This is a genomic window from Hymenobacter sp. BRD67 (assembly GCF_013256425.1).
Lineage (GTDB): Bacteria > Bacteroidota > Bacteroidia > Cytophagales > Hymenobacteraceae > Hymenobacter.
In genome coordinates this window covers 354,982-375,213 of the sequence record NZ_CP053904.1, presented here as the reverse complement: position 1 = coordinate 375,213, position 20,232 = coordinate 354,982, and the positions used below count along the sequence as shown (strand labels likewise).

The following is a 20,232-nucleotide window of genomic DNA, read 5'->3' as shown; positions in this document are numbered from 1 at the left end:
TTCTTCTTCAACTACTCGCATGAAACGCATCAGCTTCTTATTCCTGATTCCAGCACTGCTGGGTCTTTTCCCGGGTTACCAGGCCCAGGCCCAAACCCTGCCGCAGCCCCGCAAAGGCTGGAGCCCCGAAACAAAAGACGCCGCCATTGGAGGGGCAGCCGGCGTGTTGGGCGGCTTGCTCATCAATGGCCGCAACCGGAAAGTCGGCGGCCTCATTGGCGGCCTGGCCGGTGCCGGAGCCGGCTTTGCGCTCGGCAAATACACTGATAATAAGCGCAAAGCAGCCGACGCGGCTGCAGCGCAGCAAGCGGCTGCCCAGGAGCAAGCGGCTGCCGATGCGCAAGCAGCCGCTTCGCAACAGGCCGCCGCTGCCGAGCCTACCCCCATTGCCCAGGCAACCGCGCATGCGGCTACCGAGCGGGCGGCCGTCGCCCACGCGAAAGTGGCGCACGCCACGGCCGCACGGGTGGCCGCTGAGCGTCGCCTCGCGGCCGAGCGCCGGGCCGAAGCCAGCCAGGCCCGCGGAGCAGCCCCGGCCGTAGCCGATGTGGCCGTAGCAGCGGGCTTCTTTCCCAACCCCGGCTTCGACCAGGCCGGCACGCCGTATCCCGACTCGGCAGTGCTCCGCAAAAGCTGGTAGCCTCGCTTGCTGTTCGGTAAGCCAGCCACTTGCGCCCGCGCCCGAGTGGCTGGCAAGCTTTTATTCTATTGCCTACTTTCCCAAAACCCTTCATGAAACTTTACTTACTCTCGTGCTGCGCAGCCGCGCTACTCACCGCCTGCTCGGGCAATACCCACAATCCAGCCACCCCGACGGCGGCCACTACTTCACCAGCTGACGCTGCCAGCGCAACGGCCAATGTAGCCGACCTCGACCAGCAGTTTGTTAGCGCCTGGAACAATAAGGATGCGAGCAAGGTGACGGCGATGCTGGCCGATGACGTCCAGTTCCTACAGGGAGCCACGCACTTTGTTGGTAAGGATGAGGTAACCAATAAATGGATTACACCTACCATCAACTCCATTGCCAACTTAAAAACCTATAGCGTAAGCACGGGCACCGAAGGCAGCCTGGCTTACGAGGCCGGTACCTTCTCAGTAGATGTGCTGCCAACGCAGACCGAGAAAGTAATGGGTAGCGGCACTGGCAACTACGTGTTTGTGTGGAAGAAAGCCGGCGATGGTAGCTGGAAAATCAGCATGGCGCACCTGGAAGACCTGCCCGTACAGGAGAAAAAATAACTTACCAGCCGCCGCAAAAAAATACTTTTCATTATATAATGAAAAGTATTTTTTTGCGGCGGCTGTTGGGAATCGCTATCGCTGGGCAGTACCTCTCAGACCTGCTCCAGGTATTCTTCGCCATTGAGCACCGGGGCCATATCCTGCGCTTCTTCTGCCGTAAATAGCCGCGAGCGAATCAGAAACCGCACGCCCAGCGGAATTTCCAGTGAAAAGCTCGCGCCCCGGCCCTTCGTAACATCGATGGTGAGTTGGGTGTGCTGCCAGTATTCAAACTGACTGGTACTCATAAAGAAGTCGCAGCCGTAAATCTGGCCCAGCCACACGTCATTGCCGCCGATGCGAAACTCACCCTTCTGAAAGCACATGGGCGACGAGCCATCGCAACAGCCGCCGCTTTGATGAAACATGAGCGGGCCGTGCTCGTCGCGCAGCAGGTCAATGGTAGCTTCGGCGGCCGGGGTGGCAAGCACGCGGGAGGTAGGCATAGTTTAATAAGCTGCTAAGCTGACGACTAAATGTAAGAGCGTCATGCCGGGCTAGGTGAAGCATCTCTATCGTATCCTGTTACGATTGGTTTACACCCGATAGAGATGCTTCGCCCGGCTCAGCATGGCGCTCTTGTATCTATTAGCTATGAAAACGGGTTGCCTAAAAGAAGCCCAGCTTCTGCTGGCTGTAGCTGATGAGCATGTTTTTGGTCTGGCGGTAGTGGGCTAGCATCATTTTATGGTTTTCGCGACCGAAGCCCGACGCCTTGTAGCCGCCAAAGGGCGCGCCGGCGGGGTAATCGTGGTAGCAGTTGACCCACACGCGGCCGGCCTGAATGGCGCGGGGCATCTGGTACAGCTCGTGGGCATCGCGGCTCCAGAGGCCGGCCCCGAGGCCGTAGAGCGTGTCATTGGCCAGCTCAATGGCTTCGGCGCTGTCTTTAAAGGTGGTAACCGACAGCACCGGGCCGAAGATTTCTTCCTGGAAAATCCGCATCTTGTTATGGCCCCTGAATATGGTTGGCTGAATATAGTAGCCTTCCGCTAAGGCACTATCCTGCTGCTGGTAGGCTTCGCCGCCCACGAGCACCTCGGCCCCTTCGGCCTTGCCGATTTCCAGGTAGCTCAGGATTTTCTCAAACTGGTCGTTCGAGGCCTGCGCCCCCATCATCGTTTCGGTATCCATGGGGTTGCCGAGCTTGATGGCCTTCACGCGCTCGATGACGCGGGCAATAAACTTATCGTAGATATCTTCGTGTACCAGCAGGCGCGAGGGGCAAGTGCAGATTTCACCCTGGTTCAGGGCAAACATTACCGCGCCTTCGATGCACTTGTCGAGGAAGTCATCGTCGTGGTCCATCACGCTCTTGCAGAAGATATTGGGCGACTTCCCTCCCAGCTCCATGGTAACAGGAATGATGTTTTCGGCGGCGTATTGCAGAATGAGGCGGCCGGTTGTGGTTTCGCCCGTAAACGACACTTTCTGTACGCGCTTGTTGCTGGCCAGCGGCTTGCCGGCTTCCAGGCCAAAGCCATTGACCACGTTGAGCACGCCAGCGGGCACCACGTCCTGAATCAGCTCCATGAGTACCATGATGCTGGCGGGCGTTTGCTCGGCGGGCTTCACTACCACGCAGCAGCCAGCGGCCAGGGCAGGCGCAATCTTCCAGGTGGCCATCAGCAGCGGGAAATTCCAGGGGATAATCTGGCCGATTACGCCCAGCGGCTCCTGAATTACCAGCGACAACGTATTCTCATTCAGCTCAGTAGCCGAGCCTTCTTCGGCCCGGATTACCCCCGCGAAGTAGCGAAAGTGGTCGATGCACAGCGGCAGGTCGGCCGCCATCGTTTCGCGGATGGCCTTACCGTTTTCCACCGTCTCGACGGCCGCCAGATAGGGCAGGTTGGCCTCCATGATGTCGGCAATTTTCAGCAGCACACCGCTACGGGTGGCCGGCGAAGTCTTGCTCCAGGTTTTAAACGCGTCGTGGGCCGCGTCGAGCGCCAGCTCAATGTCTTCCTTGCTGCTACGGGCTACTTTACAGAAGGCTTTGCCATCGATGGGCGACGGATTATCGAAGTACTGGCCTTTAACCGGCGCTACCCATTTGCCGCCGATGAAGTTATCGTAGTGCGACTTAAACTGGGGCGAGCCACCACGGTGGTGGGCTTTTCGAGGGTTTCAACCATGAGTAGGTGGGAATTTTAAAGCGGTGAGGGAACAAGACAAAGGTTGTTGCCGGCCCAGCCTGGCTAGCTGTGGTATTGTCGCAAAAAATGTTGAAATTGCCGCAACTTGCGTTAGTAAGTCATCACTTACTCTTTTCAGGAGCTAAAAGCTAAACACCACGAGTTGAGTTATTCTCATTAACCAGCTCATGATTTTCAACTTTTAACTAATCCCTTTTAACTCTCACCCATGCCCGCCCGCGTTCATTTGCCCGCCGCAGTGCCGCCGCTTGCGCTGGGACAGCTGCATTCTTTGGTTGAGAACCGCACGGTTTTCGCGCTCGACTCGTTTGAGCTGAGCATTTTTGAGACGCATCAGGCAGCGCAGCGGGTGGCGCTGCGGCTCGACGGCCTGGCCCTTACGACCATGCTGCGCGGCAAAAAAATAATGCACCTGCCTGGCCGCCCGGCTTTCGACTACCTGCCCGGCGAATCGGTGGTGGTGGGCGAGGATGAGCTGATGGAGATTGACTTTCCCGAGGCCTGCCTGGGCCAGCCCACGCAGTGCCTGGCGGTGGCCATTGCCCCCGATACGATTCGCCAGACTATCGACTTACTGAACGAGCGCTACCCACGGGTTGAAGCTCACGCGCCCTGGGCCCTGGCCGGCCCCGAGTTTGCGCACCTCATTAATACGCCCGAGCTGACCGGCACGCTGGAACGCTTGGTGGCCGTATCGCGCACTACCGATGCTGCCAAGGATGTGCTGGCCGGCTTCACGCTGCAAGAGCTGCTGGTGCGCCTGTTGCAGACGCAGGCCCGCGAGCTGATTTTTCAGGATTATGCCCGGCACCTGACTACGCACCGCTTCGCGGCCGTAGTACATTATATAAAAGAGCATTTAACTGATAACCTGTCGGTTGACAAGCTTAGCGAGCTGGCCTGCATGAGCAAGGCAACGTTTTTTCGGGTATTCAAGCGTGAGTTTGGCCTGACGCCGGTCGAGTTCATCGTACGTGAGCGCCTGGCCGAAGCCAAGCGGCTGCTGCGCCAGCCGCTGACCAGCGTAGCCGAGGTATGCCTGCGCGCCGGCTTCAACAACCTCTCCTACTTCCAGGCCTTGTTTAAGAAGCACGAGGGCCTGACGCCGGGCGCTTATAAAAAGCAGCTCGGCTAGCTTGTTTCGCCCCTGTCCCATCTTTGCAGCATGATGCAGATACGGATGGTGGGGCTGCTGTGGCTGCTGGTACGCGTAGCAACGGCCCAGGTGCACGACATAGTAGTACTAGCCCCAGCAGCCAAAAATGGCGTGGTCCAGACTCGCTGCTACCAGAAGATTGAGCTGGCGGTGGCCTTGCAGCCGGCCGTGCAGGCCGCCATTGCCGCCGGTACGCTAAACCCGTACGATCCACAGGCCCTGGACCTTACGGCCGAGCTGACCGACCTGACTACCGGCCGCCTGGTGCAGCCGCCGGTGCTGGGCTACTATACCGAGCGCTTTCGAGTTGATGCCGATGGCCAGGCTATTGGGCGGCTTTGGCAAGCGCTCATCCGTGGCGGCTGCGCTTTGTGCTGGTGCAGCCGGGGCGCTACCGCCTGCGCCTGCGCTGCCGCCGGCCCGCTGACCCGGCACCCGAGGCTACTGATTCCGGCTTTGAGTTTGTGGCCGTGCCGGCACCGACCGGGCAGCACGGGCCGCTGCGCTTTCCGGCCGGGCAGCCATTTCTGGAATTTGCCGACGGGCACAGCTTTTTTGCCGTGGGCGAAAACCTGACAGGTTATTCGGGGGCCAGCCAGTTTGTACCGGCGGGTGTTAAAGCCACCGGGCGCAATGCCTACCCACCTTATGCCATTAAAGCTTACCGACAGGTATTTAGCGACTTGCAAGCCGTAGGCGGCAATTTTGCCCGCGTCATGCTGCTGCCTTCCTCCTTTGAGTTTGAATGGCAGCAAGCGGGCAATTACACGGCCGGACAAAACCGTGCGCAGGACCTCGACGCCCTGTTTAGCCTGGCCGAGCAAAAGGGAATCTACCTCCAAGTATCGGCTTTTATTAATATTGCTTTTAACCTTAAAATCGAGCGTGACTCAAGCCAGGATGCTTATGTATGGGCGCACAACCCCTACCGCCAGCTGCCGGGAGTGAGCCAGCCGATTGACGTGTTTCGCAGCCCCGCCGACAGCTGCAGCCTGAACCTGGCGGCTGAGCAGCTTTTTGCCAACAAATTGCGCTATATAGTAGCTCGCTGGGGTTACTCCCCGCACCTGGCGGCAGTAGAGCTCTTCAATGAGTTCGACAACCTGGGCAGCGACCAGGGCTCGAAACCACAAAGCGTTTACTGGGCCAGCAGTCGGCTTGCCGGCACCCTAATTCCTATTATATCGACCAGATGCAGGCACTGCTGGCGCGCCGGCTGCGGGCGTGGTGCCCCCGGCTGCTCGTCACCAGCAGCCCGGCGGCCTACGTAGCAGGCGGCAGCTTCTTTGCCGATTCGGCGGTGTCGTTTGTCAGCTATCACTTTTACAACGACTTACAAAACTACAGCCAGCTCAATAGCTACGTGGTTGCCTACGAGCAGGCCCGTTATCACAAGCCAGTGCAGTGGGGCGAGTATGGATTCAACCAGAGCTGGTACCACGCCCGCAACATGGCTGAGATTCGCAATCCACTGTGGTCGTCGGCGTTTAGTGGCAGCTTCGGGGCGGGCTTGTTTTTCTGGAGCTGGGGCATCACGCACCACAACTGGCGCGGCGTACCCCAAGGGTTTTTGTCCTTCCAGGCGCTGGCCAGCTTTTTTGCGACCGAAGACCTGGCCTGCCAGCCCTATCAGCCCCTGCGCACTGCGCTGGTACCCGAGCGTGCGGCCCCGCGCCCCTGCGGCCCCCACGGCATTGGCCCGCCCGAGTGCCTGAACCCGGCTCAGGCCAATCGCGCCTGGCCCGACCCGTACAACGACTCGACGCTGGTGGTGCCGGCATCGCTACTGCCCTCCGACCCGCGCCTGGAAGCATTCGCTCTGCACAATGCCGAGCGCGTGCTGGGCTGGGTGCATCAGCGGGAGGAATACTGGTACAACCTGCCGCACAACAATGAACTGGCGCAACAGACCCATTTTTCGCATCCCGACTCCTTGGGCCGCCTGCCGGCCGGCGACCAGCTGCAGCGCTACGTGAGTGACCTGTGCGGGGCGAGGCTGCGCGTGCCCGGCCTGCGTCCACTCGCCCGCTACCGCCTCGACTGGTGGCAAACCCTGGGCACGGGGGGCCGCGGCCCGGCTATTCGCGCCTTATCCGGACTGATGCGGCCGGCGTGGCGCTGCTGCCGGTGCCCGACCTCATTGCCCCGACGCGGCGGGCAATGCTCCCGATTATGCCTTTAAGCTTTACTGGCTTTCCGGGCCGGCTCAGTAGCTGAGCGCCGCTATTTCTACCGTTTCGGCCTGCCCGCCCAGGCTTACGACTACTTGCGCGCCCAGGCGGGCCCCGATAATAGCGCGAGCCAGCGGTGCCACAAAACCGACTTTGCCCGCGGCTACGCTGGCCTCATCGACGCCCACAATCGTAAACTTTCGCTCCAGGCCTGCTTTGCCGCCGCTCAGCGTCCGCAGCGTGACGGTAGCCCCAAAGCGCACTTCGCCCGGCGGCTGGGTGCGGGGGTCTACCACTTTGGCACTGGCTATGCGCTCGGCTAGCAAGGCCAGTCGGCCGTTGAGGAGCGACAGGCGGTGCGTACGGTCAGTGTCGTTGTCGCGGTCGGCCTCGGCCGCAGCGCGCTCAGCTTCGAGCCCGGCCAGCTCGGCGCGCAGCAGCTCCAGCCCGGTGGGGGTTACATAGTTTGGACTGCCCGGCGGCAGCGCAGCGCGGGGCGGCACAATGGGTGGGGTCTGGGCATCATCTTCCTTTACAAATCCTCGGCTCATACCCTGGGCAAACGCAGGCAGCGCGACGGGGTTGTACCCTGGCCCGAAACCCCAGCGGGTTGTTAGGAGTTGAGTGCCTTATTCACTATTGCGAGGCGTACGCCTCGCACTATCCGATGTCAGAGCTGCTCACTGAGCCTAATATTTTGCCCCCAAACCGGCGGCCCGCCTCGATTCGGCACTGGTCTGGCTGATGGCCCTCACCTGCGGGCTGGTGGTCGCCAATATTTATTACAACCAACCACTGCTGGCTGCCATCGGCCGCACGTTTCACATCCGCGATAGCCAGGCTAGCCTGGTGGCTACGGCTACGCAGGTGGGCTACACGCTGGGCATGCTGCTGGTAGTACCGCTGGGCGATATGCTGGAGCGCAAGCGCCTCATGCTGTGGATGCTGCTCGGGGCTGCAGCCTGCCTCGGCGCGGCGGCGCTGGCTCCTACGTTCGGGATGCTCGCTAGTGCCAGTGTGCTCATCGGCATCTGCTCGGCAGTACCGCAGCTGTTGCTGCCGATGGCGGCTCACCTAGCCCCGGAGGCCGACCGGGGCCGCATTGTGGGGCGCATTATGAGTGGCTTGCTCATTGGCATTCTGCTTTCGCGCACCGTGAGCGGCTACGTAGGGGCGCACCTGGGCTGGCGCGTGGTATTTGAAGGCGCTGCCGGCCTGATGCTGGCCCTGGCCGGCCTGCTCGCCTGGCGGCTACCCACCGACCGCCCTACTTTCCAGGGCACCTATACTTCGTTGATGAAGTCGCTGCTCACCCTCACGACCGAGTTAGCCCCGCTGCGGCGCTCGGCGCTGGTTGGGGCCAGTGTGTTTGCCGCCTTCAGCGTGTTCTGGACTACCCTGGTTTTTTACCTCGAAAGCCCGGCTTACCACTACGGCAGCGCCGTAGCGGGCTTTTTCGGGCTGGTTGGGGCCGTGGGCGCGCTGGCTGCCCCACTGGCCGGCAAGATGGCCGACACCCGCGGCCCGCGCTACGCCATTACGGCGGGCCTAGGGCTGGCGCTGGCTGCGTACCTGCTGCTGGGGCTCGGCGGCGGCTACCTGGCCGGGCTGGTAGTGGGCGTTATTCTGCTCGACGTGGGCGTGCAGTCGGCCCATATTTCCAACCAGACGCTCGTGTTCTCGCTCCGCCCCGAAGCCCGCAGCCGCCTCAATACCGTGTACATGACGGGTTATTTTACGGGCGGCTCCATCGGCTCCATCGTCGGCGGCATCGCCTGGACGCACTTAGGCTGGCCCGGCGTGTGCGTTGTAGGCAGCGCGTTTGTGGCGCTGGCCTTGATGATTCACCGCAGCTATGGACGGTAGTGGCTTCTTATTAAGAGCTTGATAGAATCATCTTACCTAGAAAGTTATTGCGCTCTGACTTCTTGCACGTCGGTCAACGTAAGCTCAGGCAAGCGGTTGCCCCAAGCTTCTTGTGCCGCCATATTCATTCGCTCGTAAAGCGTGCGCCACGGAGTATGCTGGGCCTGCGGTACAAGTTGGTAATGAAACCCGATGAGGCAGCCGGCCTTGTACTTGGCAGTGTCGGATAAGCTAAACGTTTTTATTTCCTGATAAGCTGTGCCATTAAGCCCTGGGAAAGATAAAGGGGTAACATCTACCTGCCACCGTGGGCGGGATTATTACCAGCATCATCAATCGTCATTTGTACGCGCACCACCCGGCCGGTTGCGAGTGGTGTAGTTTCGCCCGCATCTTTCTCACAGCTATTACTCATCGCCAATAAGCTGATTCCGGCTAGAGCGAGTAGTTGAAATGGCTTCATTGGATATACTGCTTAACAGTGAGAATAACTTCTTGAGAGAGAGCATCAAGTATTCTTATTTAGTTGCAACCCTTACATAAATAATAACCAAAAGCTATTATCCCAGACGCCCCAAGCACACCTGCAAACTCGCGCGCCAGTGCGGAATATTCACGCCCAACTCCTGCTTTACCTTGCTCTTATCCATCACCGAATAAGCGGGGCGGGTGGCCTTTGTAGGGTATTCGGCAGTGCGGATAGGCACCGTTTTCACCGGCATGTTGCTTAGCTCGAAGATGGCCGTAGCGAAGTCGTACCACGACGTCACGCCTTCGTTGCTGTAGTGGTAAATGCCGTAGGCCTGGCTCTCAGTTTCAATAAGATGCAAAATGCAGCCGGCCAGGTCGATGGCGTAGGTGGGCGTGCCCAACTGGTCCCAGATAACGCGCAGCTCGGCGCGCTCGCGGCCTAGCCGGAGCATGGTTTTCACGAAGTTGTTGGCAAACTCGGAGTAGAGCCAGCTAGTGCGCAGAATGAAATACTGGCTGGTAAGCGTCGGAATTACCCACTCGCCTGCCAGCTTGGTGAGGCCGTAGACGCTGATGGGCGCGGCCTCGTCGGTTTCGACGAGCGGCTGATTGCCGGTACCGGCAAAGACAAAATCGGTCGAAATCTGGATGAGCGTAGTGCCAAACTCGCCGCACAGGCGGGCCAGGTTTTCGACGCCGTCGCGGTTCACCTGGCGGGCCAGCTCCGGCTCATCCTCGGCTTTGTCTACCGCCGTGTAGGCCGCGCAGTTGATGGCGTAGGCCGGCCGATGCTGCTCAAACAGCTCACGCAAGCCTGCTAGGTTCAGGATGTTGGCGTGCGACTCGGGCGGAAAAACCAGGCCCGGCAGGCTGCGCTCCTGTGCCACATGCGCCAAACATTGCCCTAATTGGCCCGAGGCTCCAAAAACCAGCGTATTCTTCATCAAAACAGGGTGCGCCATAGTATTCAGGCTGCAAGTTAGAAGGCGGTAGCCCCAGTAGCGCAAACTACCCTGCCCACGCTACTGCGAGCGCTTGTTTTTGATGGGCTCGAAGCGGCGCTCGCGGGGCTGCTTCTCACTCAGGTATTTCCAGTAGCGCTTCGGAATGTGGCGCTGGTGCAGCTTGAGGTTCTTGCGCTCGGGAATGTTGACGTGGTCGAAATACGCCTGCCACAGAATTTTAAACAGTGGCTCGCGCTCATCGAGCACCGTGGCTGCCACCTCGCCGCGCCGGCTGGGCTGCCCGGCGGCCTCAAACTCCACAATAGTCGTGCGGGTCAGGTCGTAGTATAAGCCGTAGCGGCGTTTGCGGTCAAAAATCAGCCAGCGCTGGTCGGCATAGCGCTTGGTGAAATGGCTGGCAATAAGCGGCAACACATCAAAATCGGGCTCAATGGTGGCATGAAACAGCCCGTCCTGGGCCTTCTCAAACCGCACAAACGCCTCCATGCGGTGCTTTTCGCGGAAAAGCTGCTGGGCCAGGCGCTGCATCCGGCGCACGGTTGCATCGACGTAGTTGTCGGAAATATCGCGGCCGGCGCGCAGCGCCATATCCGCGTAGCGGAATAGTAAGAGCTCCCGCTCAGGGTCTTCGCTCAAAAAAACGTGGTAGAGCCGCGCCCGCGCCGGTTCGGGCATAAAGCGCAGCAGGCCGTCCCAGGTGCGGGTGGCCAGTACCTCGTCGGTGTCGATGGCGACCGTCTGGGCAAACAAGCCACCCTGCGCCGTGCCTGCCGCCTGAATACTATTGGGGGCCGACTTGCGGTCGTATACCCGAAACAGCACCGTAAGCAGGCCCTCAAATGAGCCGTCATAGGTATAGTCAGCGGGCGGGTTGCGCAACTCGGGTGCGGGCGGGCGCGGGGCTACCGGGCCAACACCGGTGCTACCACTGGCAGAAATCAGACGCAGAGAGGAAGCCACAGAATATAGTAAAACTTTAATAAATATTCCCCCGTCGAATCAAGCCAAAAAACCAGTTAATAAAGAATTGACGGCTTCAGCTTCTTCCAGCTGCACCCAATGGGTGGCCTGTGGAAAGTAATGTAACTGACCCTGAGCGCACAACGCTATACTAAGCTCGGCCAGCCGGGCAGCCAGAAAAACATCTTGCCTGCCCCAGATAAGCTGCACCGGCACGTTTACCCGCACGGGGCGCTGCCGTGGCATACCTGCTCCGTAGCGCAGGGCGCGGTACCAGTTCAGCATACTGGTTAGCGCCTGCGGCTGCGCCCAGGCTTGCTTATACCGTTCGAGGTCGGCCACGCTAAACGTGCCGGGGCGACTGGTACGCAGCAGACTCTGCACCCCAAAATGCCAGCTACGCCTGCGAAACAGCTTTTCGGGTAACCAGGGTAGTTGAAAAAAGAAAATGTACCAGCTCCGCAGCAGCTGGCCGGGCACGCGCCAGAAAGCCCTGGGTAGCACGGCCGGATGCGGCACGTTCAGAATCATCACGCGCCGCAGTCGGTCGGCATGATAAGTGGCCAGGTACCAGGCCACCAGGCCGCCCCAGTCGTGGCCCACAACCGCAGCCTGCGGCCGGCCGGCCGCATCGAGCAGGCCGATAATATCGGCTGCCAGCGTGGGCAGCCGGTAAGCCCGGCTACCAGCGGGCTTATCGCTCAGGTTATAGCCGCGCTGGTCGGGTGCCCACACGCGGTTGCCCGCGCTGGCCAGGGCTGGCAGCTGTCGGCGCCAGCTGTACCAGAATTCGGGAAAGCCATGCAGGAGTATAACCAGTGGTCCCGCAACGGGGCCGCACTGCACTACGTGCAGCTGCTGGCCATTGGTGTACACGATATGGTGTTCCAGGGGATAGTCCATCTGCATACCGTACCGCTAGTCTAAGCCCGAAGGTTACGCGGCCACGTCGGGCCGCTCAGTGGCGAGCTGAGCCGCGCGGGCGGCATCGTGCACCTGCCTGACGAGGGCAGCAGCTCGGAAATACGGCAGCAGCACGACAGGCGCGGGGCTTTGTCAAAGCCAGCGCCCGGCGAAGCCAGCGCAAGTAGCGGTTCGGCAGCAAGGGAGCCAGCGGCCGACGCGCCGGCCGCAGCGCGGTGAGATATTTTCATGGCAACAAACTGAGAGCGACGCAGCCCCACCGGGGCTGGCCGGGTGAGCACCGATGGTTATTTTACCACCAGCGTATCGGTGATGTAGCCGCTGGCGGCCACAAAGTTGAGGTAATAGGTACCCACCATTGTGGGTTGGAAAGTGTAAGTTGCCTGCAGCGTGCTGCCCGGCGTGGCGCAGGCACAGGAGCTATAGTTGACGTTGACGCCTAGCGTACGCGAGAGCCCGGTAGAGCTAGCCTGCACCGGCATGTTTACCAGCGTACCGCAGCCATTGGCCAGCTGACAGGTGATATGGAAAGCAGCCGGCTGGTTAACTGCCCCGGCGCGGGGCCCGGTAGCGCTGACAATGGGGGTGGGCAAAGTCACATTACAGGTGTCGGCACTGTTTTTCTGACAGCTAGTTAGAATAAGCGCAGCAGCCAGCAGATAGTAGCGCATAGCATTGACAAACAACTTGCTGAGTTAAGCTTTACGATGCCTGGGCAAATAAATCGAGCTGCTGCGTAACCAGGGCCGAGCGCGTAGCCTTGCCTCCGAACAGAATCTGGCGGCGCACCTGCTGCTCGCTCAGCTCGCCGAGCCTGGCGGGTGCCATGCCGCGCGCCGTCAGAAAGTGCTTGGCCCGCTTCATTACCACCCCAAACTGCTGTAAGTGCTCGGCCGTGAGGGAGGAAAAGCGGCGGGCCTGCACAATACGCTCGGCCGAGCGCGCCCCTACGCCCGGAATCCGCAGAATCATGGCCCGGTCGGCCACGTTCACATCAATCGGAAACAGGTGGCGGTTGCGCAGCGCCCAGGCCAGCTTGGGGTCAATTTCGAGGTCGAGGTACGGGTGCGCGGGGTCGAGTATCTCATCGGCCTCAAAGCCGTAAAAGCGCATCAGCCAGTCGGTTTGGTACAGGCGGTGCTCGCGCACGAGCGGCGGCTGAGTTACCTGCGGCAGACGGGCATCATCCGTCACCGGAACATAGCCCGAATAATATACTCGCTTCAGGCCGTAGCCCTGGTAAAGTGAATCGGAAAGCTTAATGATTTGCAGGTCGTTCTCGCTGCTGGCTCCTACAATAAGCTGGGTGCTTTGGCCGGCGGTGGCAAACTGCGGCACTTTCTTAAAGAGTGCCTTCTCTTCTTTATTCTGGATAATGCCATCCCGAATCTGCCCCATTGGGGTCAGAATCTCCTGGTAGTTCTTCTCCGGCGCGAGGTTGGTCAGGGCCAGCTCCGAGGGCAGCTCAATGTTAACGCTCAGGCGGTCGGCATAGAGGCCGGCTTCCTGAATCAGCTCGGGCGAAGCGCCCGGAATGGTTTTGACGTGGATGTAGCCGTTGAAACTATGCTCGGTGCGCAGCTTTTTCACAATGCGCACCAGCCGCTCCATGGTGTAGTCGGGTGAGGAGAAAATACCGCTGCTCAAAAACAGGCCCTCGATGTAGTTGCGCCGGTAAAAATTGATGGTCAAATCCACCACTTCATCCACCGTGAAGGCGGCGCGCTTCACGTCGTTCGAGCGGCGCGACACGCAGTACGCGCAGTCGAAAATGCAGTGGTTGGTAAGCAGGATTTTCAGCAGGCTCACGCAGCGGCCATCCTCCGTAAAGCTGTGGCAGATGCCCATACCCTCGGCGGTACCCAACCCTTTCTGCTCGTTTTTGCGCTTACCGCCGCTGCTGCTGCACGACACATCGTACTTGGCGGCGTCGGCTAAGATGCTTAGCTTTTCCTGAATGCGCTCGTTCATCGTGGCAGCGTGGTTTAGCGGGGGTAAAAGTAGCGCCAGCCAGTGATACAGGCAAGCTTTTGATAAGCTAATTTTTTTAGAAAAAGTTTCGACTCAGGCAGACGCTATCCGAACTATGGCGACCACCCTTGTGCTGGCCGCGCCCCGCCAAGAGCCAAGACGCCGACACCGGGAAGGGCAGCCGCTGCACGCGCCATCGCTTACGGGCGTAACTTGCGCGTAGTGCCCCTGTGCCCTATGCTTCGCCTTTCAACCCGTCGTTTTTATGTGCTCCTCGGCTGGCTCGTGCTGGCCGGGCTGGCGCGCGCCCACGGGCAGGGCTTTACGCCGCGCATGGCCGTGCCGCCCGACTCGCTGCACGCCTCCGACAAAGCGGCCTCGCTGCCCGCCGACTCGCTCGGCCGGCGCTTCGATGAGGAAAGGCTGCGCCTGAGCCTGGAACGCTACACCCGGCGCAAAACTATTGTGGGGCGCGGGCTGGCCGCTTTTTTTCGGCTTACCCGCCCCGGGAAGAAGACCACGGCCTCGACGCCGTGCTGCTAAACCGCCAGTTTGACCCGCACAACTTCAAGATTGTGCGCCGCATCACCATTACCCCGCTCGATGCCTTTGGCTACAGCCTGAATGACTCGCTGCGGCAGCCGCGCACGTTTTTGGAGAAGTCGGGCAACGCCCTGCACATTCGCACGGCCCGCTCGCGCATCCGGCAGGTGCTGCTTTTCCGGCCCGGCCAGCCGCTGCTACCCCAGGCCCTGGCCGAAAGTGAGCGCCTGCTGCGGCAGACCGACGAGATTCTGGACGCCCGCGTGCTGGTAAACGAAAAAACTGCCACCCGCGACAGCGTGGACATCTTGGTATATACCACCGATATATTCAGCTTTACGGGCGGCTACGAGCTGCGCGGCGGGCCCGGGCAGGCTATTGTGATGGCCGGCGACCAGAATTTTTTGGGTCTGGGCCACCAGCTCAGCAACCGCTACCAGTACGGCCGCGACCTGCCCCAAACCTGGGGCTACGAGGCAAACTACCGGGTGCCATTCCGCAACTTTGTGTATGCCGAAGGACACTATTATAATGAGTTTGAGTCGCATTCGGGCGGGGTGTCGGTGCGGCGCGACTTTTACTCGCCGAGTACCCGCTGGGCCGGCGCGCTCAATCTCGACGCCTTCAACCTGCACATCGTGCTGCCCCGCGACCCGCCCCCCTGCCGGGGCAGCTACCCGACTACCGCGTGCGTTCTTATACCAGCCAGAATCTGTGGGTGGGCCGGGCCTTTCGCCTGCGCTCCTACGACCTGGGCTATGAAAACCCCGGGCGGCTCATTCTGGCGGGCAGCCTGCTCCACGAAAACCACACGACCAACCCGACCGCCACGCCCGAGATTCCGGCTGGCAGCCCCGACGACCGCACCCGCACCCTGGTGCTGGGCTCGGTAGGCTACTCGGTACGCCGCTACTATAAAGACAAGTATCTCTTTGGCTTTGGCCGCACCGAGGACGTGCCTGCTGGCACGCTGCTCAGCTTTACCACCGGCTACGAGATGAACCCCGTAGGCCCGCGCCGCTACTTCGATGCCCGCATTGCGGCGGCCGGCTACTCGGTGCGCCAGGGCTACCTCTACGGCAGCCTCGATTTCGGCACGTTTCAGCGCATCAACGATGGTGGCTGGGAGCAGGGCCTGCTCAGCGGCCAATTTATGTACTTTACGCGCCGCTACCGGGTCGGTAACTACCAAAGCCGGCACTTGCTCAATACCCGCGTTACGGCGGGCTTCAACCGCTACCCGGCCGAGGTACTACTGAGCGGTATCAATAGCAACCCCGATGGGGTGCGGGGCTTTCGGCCCGACGGCCAGATTCTGGCCACCAGCCGCCTGCTGGCCAACTACGAGGGCACGGTTTATACCCCACTCTCGCTGCTGGGCTTTCGCATGGCGGTGCTGGCTTTTGCCGATATGGCCCTGGTTAATGAGCGCATCGGCGGCGGCTCCCCGTTTGGCGGAGGCAGCCCGCCTTATACCGGCTTTGGCCTGGGCCTGCGCTTTCGCAACGAGCTGACGGTGCTGCGCACCTTCCAGTTTTTGCTGGGCTACTACCCCCGGGGCCAGCTCAGTGCCAACGGCTTGCGGCTGTTTGAAACCAACCGCGACGCCTACCAGTTCTCCGACTTTAGCTTTGGTCAGCCCAGCGTGGTGCAGTACAGCGCCCAGTAGCGCGGGCCCGGCCCCTACTGAAACGTAATCGGGATGGTGCATGCTACGCGCACGGGGTGGCCGTCCTGCTGGCCGGGCTGCCAGGCCGGCATCAGCCACACCAGGCGCAGGGCTTCCTCATTGAGGCCGTGCCCGGGCCCGCTCACCGTTGAGGCATCGGTGACGCGGCCCTCGGCACTCACCACAAAGCGGATGTAGACTTTTCCGCCAATACTCTGCCGCATTGCCTCCGACGGATAGCGCAGGTTTTTAGCTAGATATGCCCGAAACGCCGCATCGCCTCCGGTAAACTGGGGTCGCACCTGCGGGTTCACATAAATAGAGTCCGGATTAAAGACTGGGGCGCTGCCGGCGGGCACCACTTTCCCGCCGGCACTCACGCTGCTACCGGCCGGTGAGGGTGCAGTCAGGCTCCGCAGGGCGGGAGCCTGGGCCGCAGCCCGGCCCGCCGGAAATACAACTACTATTGCCAAATAGTACAAAAATCGGGTAGCCATTATTGCCAAATAATAAAAAAATGAGTAAAAAATAATTTCTGAGTACAAATTTACAGCATAACCCAACAGGTTGTATGTTATCAATTTAGTTGGAATAATTCATTTTATATAATATATTAAATTTATATGTTTTAATTATAACCTATTTTGTAACTGATGAAGCTGGTGTATCAGCGCTTATCCGGTGCGCTGGTAGCCGGCAGGCTGTAATCCGGTTTGGTATCCGCCACGGGGCAGTAGCGCCGGGCACTGGGTTTTTACGCGCAACTTTGTTTTTTATTTCTCTTCCTCCCATGCGCCTCGGTGATTTTAACGACCTCGAAATAGCCCGCGAAGTCAGCATTGGCTTCTACCTTACCAGCGATGATGGCGACCTGCTGCTACCCGAGAAGTACCGGCCGGTGGGCGCGCACGTCGGCGATGTGATTCGGGTATTCGTGTACCGCGACTCCGAGGACCGCCTCATTGCCACCACCCTGGAGCCGCTGGCGGTAGTTGATAGCTTTGCCGCCCTCACCGTGCGCGACGTGAGCGCGGCCGGCGCGTTCCTTGATTGGGGCCTCGAAAAAGATTTGCTGCTGCCCCACGCCAACCAGCGCCAGGCCGTGCGCGTGGGCGACCGCGTGCTCGTGTATGTGTACCTCGATGAAGCCACCGACCGCCTCGTGGCCTCGGCCAAGTGGCAGCAGTTTCTGAGTCCTGAGCCGTTTGAGGGCGCGGAAAACACGCCCGTGCAAATACTCATCGCCGAAGAAACCCCGCTGGGCTACTCGGTTATTGTAAACGGCACGCACGCTGGCTTACTTTATCAGAATGAGGTATTTAGGCCGCTGCGAATTGGGGAGCTGCTGCCCGGCCACTTGCGGCAGATTCGCCCCGATGGCAAGCTCGACGTGCGCCTGGGCCAGCCCGGCTACGACGAGGTGGGTACTGCCGCCGCCACGGTGCTGGCGGCCGTCAGAGCCCGCCCCGACGGCCGCTTGCCGCTCGGCGACAAAAGCCTGGCCGATGACGTGTACCGCCGCCTGGGCATGAGTAAAAAGGTATTTAAGAAGGCGCTGGGCTCACTTTATAAGCAAGGTTTGGTAGAGCTTGGCCCCGAGGAAACCCGCTTAGCATCTGTCGATTAGCTTAGGCGCTTGCAGCACTTAGCTCGCAGTGCCGGCAGACTGTCCAGCTGAGCAACAAGCAAAATTTTCAGCTAAAGAATTTGCTTTTTCAAAAAAGCGTCGTTTCTTTGCCCCCGCAAACCGACTATAACCCATGTCTTTCTTCGCAACCGTTTCGCAAAGCTGGTGGCACTCAACCTTCCCAAGAGGCTGAGCATTAGGCATATATAGTTGGTTGAACCCCTAGAGATTCTCCAAGCCCGCTGCTCACCGCAGCGGGCTTTTTTGTTGTTCCAGTATTTCTACCCGTCCCTTTGCCATGTTGGCCGCTACCGCAACTTCTACCTCCACTATCGTTCACAGCCGGCACCGCCGCCTGCTGGCCGATACCCTGACGCCGGTGAGCCTGTACCTGCGGCTGCGCGACCAGTTTGTGGGCACGCTGTTACTTGAAAGCTCTGATTATCATGGTAATAACAATAGCTTTTCGTACCTCTGCTTTAGCCCGGTAGCGCGCTTTGAGCTGGATAAAAACCAGCTGACCACCCAGCGCCCCGGCCAGCCGGCCAGCACTACCACGCTGCCCGACCCACGCCTGGCGCTAACCGAGTTGCGCGAGTTCCGGAGTAGCTTCCGGCCAGCCGAGCCGTCGGGCTTACCGTTTATTACCAATGGGCTGTTTGGGCACATGGCTTATGAGGCGGTGCAGTATTTTGAGGACGTGGAGCTGCGCGACAAGCCCGCCGCCAGCACGGTGCCGGCCATCGTGTACCAGGCGTTTCGCTACATTATCGCCATCAACCACTTCAAGGACGAGCTGTATTTGTTTGAGCATCAGTATTTGAATGACGGCGAAGAGCCGACTGCTGATACACTCGACCATATCGAGACGCTTATTCAAAATCGGAATTTCGCCACCCACGGCTTCCACCTCACGGGCCAGGAAAGCTCTAATGCGACTGATGCCGAGTACCTGGAACTGATTCGTCTGGGCCAGCACCACTGCCAGCGCGGCGACGTGTTTCAGATTGTGCTCTCGCGGCGCTTTCAGCAAGGGTTTCAGGGCGATGAGTTTAATGTGTACCGGGCCCTACGCTCGCTCAACCCCTCGCCTTACCTGTTTTATTTCGACTATGGCAGCTATAAAATATTCGGCTCCTCGCCCGAATCGCAGATAGTTATTAATAAAGGACAGGCCGTGCTTTACCCCATCGCGGGCACCTTCCGCCGCACCGGCGACGACGCGGCCGACGCCCACTTGGCGCAGCAGCTGCTCGACGACCCCAAGGAAACCGCCGAGCACGTGATGCTCGTGGACCTGGCCCGCAACGACCTCAGTCGCCGCTGCGACGTGGTAGCTGTTGAGCGGTTCAAGGAAATTCAGTACTATTCGCATGTTATTCACCTGGTTTCTAAGGTAGTAGGCCAGCTAGGTGCCGATACCGAGCCGCTAGATGTAGTGGGTGAAACTTTCCCGGCCGGCACCCTATCGGGCGCGCCCAAGTACCGCGCCATCCAGCTCATTGATGAGTACGAAAGCACGCAGCGCGGCTTTTATGGCGGCTGCATTGGCGCGCTAGACTTTGGCGGCGACTTCAACCACGCCATCATGATTCGCACTTTCCTCAGCAAAGACAATACGCTCTATTACCAGGCCGGCGCGGGCGTGGTAGCCAAGTCGGTGCCTGAGAGTGAGTTGCAGGAGGTACACAACAAGCTGGGCGCGCTGCGCGCGGCCTTGCGACAGGCCGAAAAGGTGTAATTCAAACCGAAAAGAACGTCATGCTGAGCTGCCGAAGCATCTCGCATGGGGTAGTAATAAAACCGTTCAACGAATACGAGCGAGATGCTTCGGCAAGCTCAGCATGACGTTCTAAAAAATAACAGCTTACGGCAATGCCCATTCTTGTTCTCGACAACTACGACTCCTTCACCTACAACCTCGTGTACATGCTGCGCGAGCTGGGCCAGGAAGTGGACGTATTTCGCAATGATAAAATCAGCCTGGAGGAGGTCGATAAGTACTCGCACATTCTGCTGTCGCCGGGCCCGGGCATTCCGAGCGAAGCCGGCATTATGCCCGAGCTGATAAAGCGCTACGCGCCGACCAAACATATTTTAGGGGTGTGCCTGGGCCACCAGGCCATTGGCGAAGCTTTTGGCGGCCAGCTCACTAACCTGGGCGAAGTGCACCACGGCGTGGCCCACACGCTGCACCAGACGCCGGCTGCGGCGGCCAACCGGCTTTTTAACGAGGTGCCAGCCAACGTGCGCGTAGGCCGCTATCATTCCTGGACCATCTCGCCCGAGGGCGTGCCGGCCGAGCTACGCATCACGGCGCTCGATGAAAACGGCCAGGTGCTGGCCCTCGCCCACCGCGACTACGATGTGCTGGGCGTGCAGTTTCACCCCGAGTCGGTACTGACGGAGCATGGCAAAACCATGCTGGCTAATTGGATAAAAAATTAAATGTAAAAATGTGGGAGA

General features: G+C 59.9%; 21 protein-coding genes. 12 read left to right on the top strand and 9 right to left on the bottom strand.

Features of this window, described 5'->3' with window-relative positions; translation table 11 throughout:
- The first annotated feature begins 19 nt into the window (after window positions 1–19).
- The gene (locus GKZ67_RS01690) at window positions 20–640 is read left to right on the top strand and encodes a hypothetical protein (RefSeq protein WP_173240876.1); all 621 of its coding nucleotides are present in this window, start codon (window positions 20–22) and stop codon (window positions 638–640) included.
- Window positions 641–732: 92 nt separating this feature from the next.
- Window positions 733–1,242 carry a YybH family protein gene (locus tag GKZ67_RS01685; RefSeq protein WP_173240875.1) on the top strand — a complete coding sequence of 170 codons (510 nt, stop codon included), beginning with the start codon at window positions 733–735 and terminating at the stop codon, window positions 1,240–1,242.
- A gap of 95 nt (window positions 1,243–1,337) precedes the next feature.
- Here GKZ67_RS01685 and GKZ67_RS01680 read toward each other — a convergent pair whose 3' ends face one another.
- Window positions 1,338–1,730, bottom strand: a complete 393-nt coding sequence (locus GKZ67_RS01680) for a DUF779 domain-containing protein (protein WP_173240874.1) — start codon at window positions 1,728–1,730, stop codon at window positions 1,338–1,340.
- Between the two features lie 163 nt (window positions 1,731–1,893).
- On the bottom strand, window positions 1,894–3,351 hold the full coding sequence (locus GKZ67_RS01675) for an aldehyde dehydrogenase family protein (RefSeq protein WP_173246345.1): 1,458 nt from the start codon (window positions 3,349–3,351) through the stop codon (window positions 1,894–1,896).
- A gap of 300 nt (window positions 3,352–3,651) precedes the next feature.
- Here GKZ67_RS01675 and GKZ67_RS01670 point away from each other — a divergent pair, with 300 nt between their 5' ends.
- Genes GKZ67_RS01670 through GKZ67_RS01655 form a run of 4 tightly spaced genes read left to right on the top strand, consistent with a single transcriptional unit; the run spans window position 3,652 to window position 6,781 of the window.
- Window positions 3,652–4,578: an AraC family transcriptional regulator gene (locus GKZ67_RS01670; RefSeq protein ID WP_173240873.1), complete on the top strand. Its 927-nt coding sequence runs from the start codon at window positions 3,652–3,654 to the stop codon at window positions 4,576–4,578.
- Window positions 4,579–4,608: 30 nt separating this feature from the next.
- Window positions 4,609–5,175, top strand: coding sequence for a hypothetical protein (locus GKZ67_RS01665; protein ID WP_173240872.1), 567 nt, complete (start codon window positions 4,609–4,611; stop codon window positions 5,173–5,175).
- Window positions 5,070–5,870, top strand: a complete 801-nt coding sequence (locus GKZ67_RS01660) for a hypothetical protein (RefSeq protein WP_173240871.1) — start codon at window positions 5,070–5,072, stop codon at window positions 5,868–5,870. The genes GKZ67_RS01665 and GKZ67_RS01660 overlap by 106 nt, the downstream gene beginning before the upstream one ends.
- A complete protein-coding gene (locus GKZ67_RS01655) occupies window positions 5,792–6,781 on the top strand; it encodes a hypothetical protein (protein WP_173240870.1) in 990 nt (329 codons plus the stop codon). Before GKZ67_RS01660 ends, GKZ67_RS01655 begins: the two co-directional genes overlap by 79 nt.
- 24 nt (window positions 6,782–6,805) lie before the next feature.
- Here the strand turns inward: GKZ67_RS01655 and GKZ67_RS01650 are convergent, their stop codons facing one another.
- A complete protein-coding gene (locus tag GKZ67_RS01650; protein ID WP_173240869.1) occupies window positions 6,806–7,321 on the bottom strand; it encodes a GreA/GreB family elongation factor in 516 nt (171 codons plus the stop codon).
- Window positions 7,322–7,514: 193 nt separating this feature from the next.
- Here GKZ67_RS01650 and GKZ67_RS01645 point away from each other — a divergent pair, with 193 nt between their 5' ends.
- A complete protein-coding gene (locus GKZ67_RS01645) occupies window positions 7,515–8,636 on the top strand; it encodes an MFS transporter (RefSeq protein WP_173240868.1) in 1,122 nt (373 codons plus the stop codon).
- A 560-nt stretch (window positions 8,637–9,196) separates the two neighbouring features.
- On the opposite strand, the gene rfbD is transcribed toward GKZ67_RS01645, so the two are convergent.
- From rfbD to GKZ67_RS01620, 5 genes are all read right to left on the bottom strand, one after another.
- Window positions 9,197–10,069, bottom strand: a complete 873-nt coding sequence (gene rfbD / locus GKZ67_RS01640; protein ID WP_254245002.1) for a dTDP-4-dehydrorhamnose reductase — start codon at window positions 10,067–10,069, stop codon at window positions 9,197–9,199.
- Window positions 10,070–10,129: 60 nt separating this feature from the next.
- Window positions 10,130–11,032 carry a TIGR03915 family putative DNA repair protein gene (locus GKZ67_RS01635; protein ID WP_173240867.1) on the bottom strand — a complete coding sequence of 301 codons (903 nt, stop codon included), beginning with the start codon at window positions 11,030–11,032 and terminating at the stop codon, window positions 10,130–10,132.
- Between the two features lie 39 nt (window positions 11,033–11,071).
- The gene (locus GKZ67_RS01630) at window positions 11,072–11,941 is read right to left on the bottom strand and encodes an alpha/beta fold hydrolase (RefSeq protein ID WP_254245001.1); all 870 of its coding nucleotides are present in this window, start codon (window positions 11,939–11,941) and stop codon (window positions 11,072–11,074) included.
- Between the two features lie 302 nt (window positions 11,942–12,243).
- Complete coding sequence (locus GKZ67_RS01625; protein WP_173240866.1) at window positions 12,244–12,555, bottom strand: hypothetical protein; 312 nt, start codon at window positions 12,553–12,555, stop codon at window positions 12,244–12,246.
- Between the two features lie 103 nt (window positions 12,556–12,658).
- Entirely contained in the window at window positions 12,659–13,927 is a 1,269-nt protein-coding gene (locus GKZ67_RS01620) for a putative DNA modification/repair radical SAM protein (protein WP_173240865.1), read from the bottom strand.
- Between the two features lie 237 nt (window positions 13,928–14,164).
- On the opposite strand from GKZ67_RS01620, the gene GKZ67_RS01615 reads away from it, so the two are divergent.
- Both GKZ67_RS01615 and GKZ67_RS01610 read left to right on the top strand, forming a co-directional pair.
- Window positions 14,165–14,470, top strand: a complete 306-nt coding sequence (locus tag GKZ67_RS01615) for a hypothetical protein (RefSeq protein ID WP_173240864.1) — start codon at window positions 14,165–14,167, stop codon at window positions 14,468–14,470.
- Between the two features lie 688 nt (window positions 14,471–15,158).
- The gene (locus tag GKZ67_RS01610) at window positions 15,159–16,139 is read left to right on the top strand and encodes a hypothetical protein (protein WP_173240863.1); all 981 of its coding nucleotides are present in this window, start codon (window positions 15,159–15,161) and stop codon (window positions 16,137–16,139) included.
- 14 nt (window positions 16,140–16,153) lie between these two features.
- On the opposite strand, the gene GKZ67_RS01605 is transcribed toward GKZ67_RS01610, so the two are convergent.
- Entirely contained in the window at window positions 16,154–16,636 is a 483-nt protein-coding gene (locus tag GKZ67_RS01605; protein WP_173240862.1) for an energy transducer TonB, read from the bottom strand.
- 293 nt (window positions 16,637–16,929) lie between these two features.
- On the opposite strand from GKZ67_RS01605, the gene GKZ67_RS01600 reads away from it, so the two are divergent.
- The 3 genes from GKZ67_RS01600 (at window position 16,930) to GKZ67_RS01590 (ending at window position 20,214) form a co-directional block, all read left to right on the top strand.
- Complete coding sequence (locus GKZ67_RS01600; protein WP_173240861.1) at window positions 16,930–17,766, top strand: S1 RNA-binding domain-containing protein; 837 nt, start codon at window positions 16,930–16,932, stop codon at window positions 17,764–17,766.
- A gap of 298 nt (window positions 17,767–18,064) precedes the next feature.
- Window positions 18,065–19,507 carry an anthranilate synthase component I family protein gene (locus GKZ67_RS01595; RefSeq protein WP_173240860.1) on the top strand — a complete coding sequence of 481 codons (1,443 nt, stop codon included), beginning with the start codon at window positions 18,065–18,067 and terminating at the stop codon, window positions 19,505–19,507.
- Between the two features lie 134 nt (window positions 19,508–19,641).
- On the top strand, window positions 19,642–20,214 hold the full coding sequence (locus tag GKZ67_RS01590; RefSeq protein ID WP_173240859.1) for an anthranilate synthase component II: 573 nt from the start codon (window positions 19,642–19,644) through the stop codon (window positions 20,212–20,214).
- Window positions 20,215–20,232 lie beyond the last annotated feature (18 nt).